Source organism: Streptomyces changchenzhani, from assembly GCF_039766235.1.
Classification (GTDB): Bacteria; Actinomycetota; Actinomycetes; order Streptomycetales; family Streptomycetaceae; genus Streptomyces.
Genome location: NZ_JBDHNH010000022.1, coordinates 64,951 through 71,433, shown reverse-complemented (window position 1 = coordinate 71,433; position 6,483 = coordinate 64,951). Strand labels below are relative to the sequence as shown.

Below are 6,483 nucleotides of genomic sequence, written 5' to 3'. Positions count from 1 at the left end.
TTCCAGACGCGCAGGTAGGTGGCAACGCTGTCCGCGTCGTCGATCCAGAGTTCTGCGTGCCAGTCTTCGACGATGGCCAGGCGTTCGTCGTAGATCCAGAAGCTGTTGCCGGGGAAGATCTTCAGCGAGGCGCTGAACGGGATGATCCCGAGTTCGACGGTGTCCAGGCCGATGGCCCCCGCCAGATGATGGAGCTGGGATGCGAGTACGGACGGGGGGCAGACCAGAGAGCGCAGTGCGCCCTCCCACATCATGATCCGGTACTTCCTGCCTCGCTGGTACAGACCCTCCTGGCGCTGGATCCGGGCGCGTACCGCGTCCTCGGTGTCGCGGGGGGAGCGCATGAGTTCGCAGTGGCGGGCGAAGACGTGGCGGGCGTAGTCCGGGATCTGGAGCATGCCGGGGATGAGGCAGTTCTCCCAGATGGTGAGGACCTCCGTCCGCTCCCCCTGGGCCGCTGCCGCGTCCTGCACCGTCTTGTGCCCTGCCGACAGTTGGCGGCGCCATGAGCGGATGTGCGACTCGAAGCCTCTGAGCCTGGCCAGGAGTTCGTCGTACGTCTCGGGCTGCCCGGTCCCCTGTGCCCACGCCCGGAGATCCTCGGAGGTCGCGGTTTGCCGGCCGTTTTCCAGCTTGCTGACCTTGACCTTGGACCACCCGGTGCCGAGGCGGGTCGCGAGTTGCGTACCGGTGAGCCGGCCCTCAGGGGCGGTGAGCCGCAGTTCCCGGAGCCGGAGTCCGAGATCCTCACGCGCCTGCTGATAGTCCGTGCTCACCGGTACTCACCTGCTCTACTCCCCCGCTGCCATCCGTGCCACGAACTGCGGGTACGGGAGGGCATAGTGCATGGCGGCGTCACGCAGACGGTTGTACTGGTTGACCCGTGCGGGCTCCGAGATCAGCTCCACACCCGTCAGGTTCTCCGCCTCGTCCCAGAGGCACAGGGCGACGATGTGTGAGTCGAAGATCCAGAAGTCTTCGTCGGGCAGGTTGTGGCGCTCCGCGTCCTCGCGCCACATGTTCCGCACTTCTTCGCCCAGCTGGGCGTTGTGGTCGGCGTGCGCGAGGAGGTAGCGCTGTCCCTCGGTCGGCGGGTTGTCGACGATGCGCACGCGCGCGACACTCACGCCGTCTGCGGTCTTGGCGCTGATGGTGCGCGCCCACGGTGAGGCCATGTCCCACGTCGGCGTCTCGCCCCGCACGAACTGCTTGTAGGTGCTGGTCGCCCTGTCGACGGCGTAGCCGCGGGCCACCTCCAGGTGCCATGCGCTGTGCCGGAAGTTCTCGAACATCCGCGCGAACTCTTCGGGGGTGAGGATGCGCGGCTCTTCCTCGCGCTCCTTCGGTCCGAAGTCGATCAGGGTGTTGCGCGGGATGACGACCGGGATCTCGTCTTCGTCGATGTGCTGCAGCTGGGCAAGCGCCTCAGGGTCGGTGAGCCGCGGCCCGTGCACGATGATCTCGCCCGTGTCCAGGTCCTCATGCACCGCGGGGCAGGAACCCCCGCCGCTTCCCGTGCCGTTGAAGCGCAGTCGTCGCGCCATGATCAGTTCCTTTCGTCGAGGACTGATCCATCCAGCATCACCGAGGCCAGCACTCTCCGTACGGACCTTGACAGACCCTCATGGATAACATCGCGCAACTCCGTCAGGGGGTCAAGAAACTTCGAGAAACTCCCCTGGCGCTCCACAACATGCCGTCCATAGCGTCGAATTCATGGCTACTGAACACGACCGCGATGCGATCGACCCGTACACCGCGACCGAGACCCTGCGCGAGGCGCTCACAGCGGCCGGCATCGTGCTCCCATCCCTGGGCACCGACGGCGCATCGCCCTACCTGGACCTCGTCACTCTGGGGAACATCCGGGCCGACGTGGCCCTGAAGCTCGCCGACACACTGCGCCGAGGGTGCGCATGACCCAGCAGCCGCCCCCGGACACCGGCGCCCTGGTCCCCGACACCGCCTCGCCCGCACTGCGGCTCATCGGCCTCGGGCGGGTGCGCTCCGACGTCGCCGCCCGCCTCGCCCAAGCAATCCAGACAGGAGTCCGCACGTGAACGGAAACCAGAAGCCGGCCACGACACTCAGCCACGGCGAACTGCCCTACCCGCGCGGAACCCTCGTGAAGGACACGGTCTCGGAGCGGACCGGTCTGCTCACGGGCGTCCTCGAGGAGCGGCTCAAGAAGTCCTGCAACCTGGTCAGCCGTCAGGCGTTCATGGTGCCGGAAGGCGGCGGCATCGAATGGGACGCACCGCTGGATCGCGTCCGGCCCGTGGAGCCCGGAGACACCGCGTAGGCCCGGCCCGGCGGTGAGCTGCCTGCCCTTCTGGTCCGTCCGGGTGATCAGGGGCCGCGACTGCGGTGCCCGGGAGCGCGGCCCCTCTAGCGTGCGGCCATGGAACACACCCCGATGCCCGAGCCGTTGCGGCGGGCGATCCACCATCTGGTCTCCGAAGGCGTGCAGAACTGCCAGGAGGTGCTGCGATACACCGAGCCCGACCAGGCGCACACCTGGAAGCGGATGACGCTGTACCGGGCCACCGACGCGGCGGACACCATGGACATGGTGGCCATGCTGATCGCCGCGTACTGCGAGCGCACCGGCATGGCATCCCACACGTTGCAGAGCTACCTCCAGGTCGGGCAGCAGGCGATCCGTGCTCACGGCACGGACGAGGAAGACCGTTCGCACGTGACGGGCCTGATGGGCGAGGCGATCCCGTACGAGGCGATGCGGGCGTCGACGAACCGGATGCGGCACCACCGGGGCCAGAGCCAGGCCGAGCAGGCGCAGCGGCCCGAGGACGACCCGGGCAAGCTGTTCACCGAGGCGTGCCTGCACGGGCTGAAGGCGAAGCTGTGCGACGACGTCGACTCGCTGGACAGCTACCTGCCTCCGCAGGTGGCCGCGATGGCCCGCAAGGTGGCCGAAGCTCTCGAAGTGCCGGAGCTGGCCGCGACGTAACGCCGGGGCGGGCGCGGTCGTTGGACAGCGCGGACCCAACCGGGCCCCGGGGATGTCATGGCTGATCCCCCCGGGGCCCGTGGTGTGTCCGACTCCGGACGGGAAGCCCCGGTGCGTCAGATGATGAGAGCTGCGACGGAGGAGCAAGGTTGATCATTTTTGATACGAACGCGGTGAATCTCTTGTCGGCCGAGGGCCCGGTGGCCGACATCGTCCGGAAGCTGAGGGCCTCGGGGCGCCACAGGGTGGCAGTGCCGTGGATGGTGATGGAAGAGATGGCCGCGCACCAGGCGCAGCTTTACCCGGTGAAGCACCAGTCGGCTGTACGCGTGCTGGAGAAACTGAACGACGAACTTCCTTGGGAGTTGAAGAGCTCGCTGGAGCCGCTCGATACAGAGCGTCTCCTGGACCACTGGCGGAGCACCTACCGGAAGATCTTCGAGGTGATCGAGACAAGTGGTGACGCAGCGCGGCGGGCACTGTCTCGCGAGACGATGGGGCTTAAGCCGGCCAAGCCCCGTCAGCCCGGCAAGGAGGAGAGTCCTAAGGGAGCCCGGGATGTCGCCATCTGGTTCTCCATCCTGGAGTTCCTTAAGAACAATCCCGAAGAGCAGATCCACTTCGTCACGAACAACTCCACTGACTTCGGGGACGGGAACACCTACCCGTACCCGCTGGACGAGGACGTGCGCGGCCTGGAGAGCCGGCTCAAGCGGCTCACGGACTTCGCGCAGGTTGTCTCGGAGTTCACCGAGGAAGTGTCCGGACAGGACGCGAAGGACGCCGCCACCGAGCTCCTGCGGTCACAGCCCGTACGGGCGCGGGTTGCTCAGACGGCAATGGAGCTTCTCAGCTCTCCTATCGGCTTCGAGGGTCTGGGTGCTGCTGGGGCCCCGGAGTCATGGTGTGCGTGGGCGGGCCCTCCCGCGACGGAGCTGCTCAGCGTCGATGGCGTCACGGGGCACAGGATCGAGGAGGATGTCTGGTACACGGCCAACGCACAGTGGCTGCTGTATGGCATTGCTGGTGACAGTGACTGCTCGGAGGCCCGCTACATCGCGTGCACGTGGAAGATGAAGGTTCTCTTCTCCTCCGGCGAGGCCGAGGACCCCACGGTGCTGGAGACAGCCGACCCGTCTCTGCCGGACACCGACAACACGGAGTGCGCCGAAATCCTGCAGCGCCTCAAGCGCCGGGTGCAGGCCGCGTCCCGGCGCGCCGTACGGGATGTGCTGGGTGCCACCTCGTCGGCCGAAGAAGCGGTGGCCCAGCACCTCTCGGTGTCCTTGCCGACGCTGGGTGCCGCTGCTCTGGTAAGACACAACTTGATCGCTGAACAAATCGCTGCGTCCATGCCGAAGTACAGCACCGGCCTCAGCGACATCATCAAAAACGTCGGCCTCGCACAACAAACAGCCCTCGGGATCCACGGACTGAACCTGACCGCAGGCGGCATCGGCAGCATGCTCCCGCGCAACCCGATTGCCGAACAGATCGCTGCGTCTATCTACGGCACTAGCCTCAGCAACTTCGTCAAGAGCGCCGGCCTCGCACAACAAGCAGCCTGCGCCCTGCCCGCATTCGACTCAGGGATCGGCAAAGTGATCTCAGGCAATCTGGGCATCGGCATGCTCCCGGCCAACTTGCGCGCCCTTGCCGCGGCCTCCCAGTACGCCGCGGACCCGGTTGATGAACAAGACGAGGATGATGAGGACGACGGCGAGCAGCCGCCGCTGCCAGGCATCGACGACGCCGAAGACCTCGCCCAAGACGACGACGCTCAGGGCGACGCTCAGGGCACGGACGGAGCCGGTCAAAGCTGAGGGTTAGTAGTGGTGCGTGTCGCCGGGATCACGCCATCCCCCGACGCCGCGCACCACGCGATCGGCCCCGAGTTGCTCCACCTCGAAGTCGCGGCGCCCGGACAGCAAGTCAGCTCGGCGGTGATGCTTGGGCGACGTGGCTGCGGCTCCCGGCGAGCGGGCGTCGTTGCACCCCACGCGGCGCCGCCCGAGCCCAGCACGTCGCCGGGTCAGGCGCTGCTCACCGAGACGGCCGCACGGAATTCCTGCGTCATCAAGGCGACCGAGCCGTGCTGCACGGGCACCGGCCCCGGTTCACCCCACACCTTGTGCAGCGCGGCTCGCATCCGGTCGTTCATGGCATCGTTGATCACGGTGCTGTGTTCCTCGGGCACCTCGCGCACGTCCTGGACGACGACCATGGTGCCGTGACGGGTGCCGATCATCCCGATCGTGGTGACCTTCCAGCCGAGTTGCCGGGCCGCTTTGCGCATCGCGGCCCGGATCAGTTCCACCCCGCCCAATCCGACGGCTTCCTCGTCATCCAGGTTCACCTGGTACGAGCCGCCGTATCCGCCGGCGCCTTCCGGGCAGTTGCGGCGCAGCAGGGGCACGAGGGCTTCGGCCATGGCGGCGCAGCGCGGGTCCTTCGCGTACGAGGCGATCGTCAGCTCCTTTCCGGGATGGTGAGGTGTGGCCACAGCAGCTTGAGGTCGCGGGCGACCCGCTCGGCCAGGACGTCGGGGTCGTTGGCGGTCCACTGGTGGGCTGTCCCGATGGCGTCGGGGGCCTTCGTCCTGGAGGTGCTCTTGCCGGGGAACGAGCCGGACTCCGCGCGGGCGGTGAAGGTCGCCGGGCCCGGCGGACGGGGCAGGAAGAGCAGCGGGTGGTGCGAGGTGAAATCGAAGTGGCCGAGGCCGGCTGCGGGCTCTTCGTCGAAGAGCTGCGGCTCGGTCCACAGTCCGACGGTGACGACGATCCAGGTGTGCGGCCGGTCCGGGTCGCTGCACAGCCACAGGTCGAACGTGCCGACTAGGAGGTCCTCCTCCCACTTCCAGACCTTCGCCCGCGGATCAGGTGCATCGGCCCCGTCCTGGCGCAGCGGGATCAGGGCGCGCTCGAACGGGGCGATCAGATCGTCGTAGGCGGCCCGCATGGCCATGCTGTGGCGTGGTCGTACGTCAACTCGCGGTCCGGGGCGATCTCCCACGCCAATCCGTCGGGAAGCTGGGTGGTCAGGTACTGGCGCAGCGGGGCAATGGCCAGCGGCAGGCCGTCCTTGTCGAGGCGGGCATGCTCGGCTTGGGGCAGGCGGACCCACCAGGCGTAGTACGGCGTCTCATCGTCGTAGGAGTCGTAGTCGACGCAGGAGTCGTACACGCAGCCCAGCGAGGCGGCCAGCTCCGTCATCGCCTCCTGGGTGCGCTCCTCCAGGTCCGGCTCCCCGCCCACGAGCCTTTGAGGGTCTTGAACCTCGAGCCGCCACACCACCCATTCGAAGTCAGTCCAGTCCGTCACGCGCATGCCGCCCGACTCGGTGGTGTGACCCCTGCTGTACCCGGCCAACGTCCCGCTCCCCTGCTTCGCCCTGTTCCGACAGTCCAGTACATCAAGGCCCACCGGGCGGGCGGGAACGTTCGGCGGTACCCGGCCCGGACGAGCGACGCGCAGGGCCGGCTGAACCCGGCGCACCGGCTTAGTCGGCGTCCG

General features: G+C 67.6%; 10 protein-coding genes. 5 read left to right on the top strand and 5 right to left on the bottom strand.

From position 1 onward, the window contains the following. Together ABCR94_RS37960 and ABCR94_RS37955 are read right to left on the bottom strand one after the other, a co-directional pair. A partial coding sequence (locus ABCR94_RS37960; RefSeq protein ID WP_347125965.1) for a DUF5753 domain-containing protein occupies nt 1-776 on the bottom strand: 776 nt, incomplete at its 3' end. 15 nt (nt 777-791) lie between these two features. Beyond that, on the bottom strand, nt 792-1,544 hold the full coding sequence (locus ABCR94_RS37955; protein ID WP_347124926.1) for a DUF6879 family protein: 753 nt from the start codon (nt 1,542-1,544) through the stop codon (nt 792-794). Between the two features lie 172 nt (nt 1,545-1,716). Between ABCR94_RS37955 and ABCR94_RS37950 the strand changes: the two genes are divergently transcribed. The 5 genes from ABCR94_RS37950 to ABCR94_RS37930 all read left to right on the top strand — a co-directional run bounded on the left by ABCR94_RS37950 (nt 1,717) and on the right by ABCR94_RS37930 (nt 4,794). Continuing rightward, nucleotides 1,717-1,920 carry a hypothetical protein gene (locus ABCR94_RS37950; RefSeq protein ID WP_347124925.1) on the top strand — a complete coding sequence of 68 codons (204 nt, stop codon included), beginning with the start codon at nt 1,717-1,719 and terminating at the stop codon, nt 1,918-1,920. Beyond that, nucleotides 1,917-2,060, top strand: coding sequence for a hypothetical protein (locus tag ABCR94_RS37945; RefSeq protein WP_347124924.1), 144 nt, complete (start codon nt 1,917-1,919; stop codon nt 2,058-2,060). The genes ABCR94_RS37950 and ABCR94_RS37945 overlap by 4 nt, the downstream gene beginning before the upstream one ends. Beyond that, nucleotides 2,057-2,302: a hypothetical protein gene (locus ABCR94_RS37940; protein WP_347124923.1), complete on the top strand. Its 246-nt coding sequence runs from the start codon at nt 2,057-2,059 to the stop codon at nt 2,300-2,302. Before ABCR94_RS37945 ends, ABCR94_RS37940 begins: the two co-directional genes overlap by 4 nt. A gap of 99 nt (nt 2,303-2,401) precedes the next feature. Beyond that, nucleotides 2,402-2,971 carry a hypothetical protein gene (locus ABCR94_RS37935; RefSeq protein WP_347124921.1) on the top strand — a complete coding sequence of 190 codons (570 nt, stop codon included), beginning with the start codon at nt 2,402-2,404 and terminating at the stop codon, nt 2,969-2,971. A 149-nt stretch (nt 2,972-3,120) separates the two neighbouring features. Beyond that, nucleotides 3,121-4,794 (top strand): PIN domain-containing protein, encoded by a 1,674-nt coding sequence (locus ABCR94_RS37930; RefSeq protein ID WP_347124920.1) that lies wholly within the window; start codon nt 3,121-3,123, stop codon nt 4,792-4,794. Nucleotides 4,795-5,003: 209 nt separating this feature from the next. Here ABCR94_RS37930 and ABCR94_RS37925 read toward each other — a convergent pair whose 3' ends face one another. Genes ABCR94_RS37925 through ABCR94_RS37915 form a run of 3 tightly spaced genes read right to left on the bottom strand, consistent with a single transcriptional unit; the run spans nt 5,004 to nt 6,339 of the window. After that, nucleotides 5,004-5,474, bottom strand: coding sequence for a hypothetical protein (locus tag ABCR94_RS37925; protein WP_347124918.1), 471 nt, complete (start codon nt 5,472-5,474; stop codon nt 5,004-5,006). Next, nucleotides 5,441-5,929, bottom strand: a complete 489-nt coding sequence (locus tag ABCR94_RS37920; RefSeq protein ID WP_347125963.1) for a hypothetical protein — start codon at nt 5,927-5,929, stop codon at nt 5,441-5,443. The genes ABCR94_RS37925 and ABCR94_RS37920 overlap by 34 nt, the downstream gene beginning before the upstream one ends. Continuing rightward, nucleotides 5,905-6,339 carry a hypothetical protein gene (locus ABCR94_RS37915; RefSeq protein ID WP_347125962.1) on the bottom strand — a complete coding sequence of 145 codons (435 nt, stop codon included), beginning with the start codon at nt 6,337-6,339 and terminating at the stop codon, nt 5,905-5,907. Before ABCR94_RS37915 ends, ABCR94_RS37920 begins: the two co-directional genes overlap by 25 nt. Nucleotides 6,340-6,483: the final 144 nt, after the last annotated feature.

Excerpts from the sequence above, each read along its gene's own strand:
- ABCR94_RS37955 (WP_347124926.1), bottom strand. The coding sequence starts at position 1,544 with ATGGCGCGACGACTGCGCTTCAACGGCACGGGAAGCGGCGGGGGTTCC.
- ABCR94_RS37950 (WP_347124925.1), top strand. The coding sequence starts at position 1,717 with ATGGCTACTGAACACGACCGCGATGCGATCGACCCGTACACCGCGACC.
- ABCR94_RS37945 (WP_347124924.1), top strand. The coding sequence starts at position 1,917 with ATGACCCAGCAGCCGCCCCCGGACACCGGCGCCCTGGTCCCCGACACC.
- ABCR94_RS37935 (WP_347124921.1), top strand. The coding sequence starts at position 2,402 with ATGGAACACACCCCGATGCCCGAGCCGTTGCGGCGGGCGATCCACCAT.
- ABCR94_RS37920 (WP_347125963.1), bottom strand. The coding sequence starts at position 5,929 with ATGCGGGCCGCCTACGACGATCTGATCGCCCCGTTCGAGCGCGCCCTG.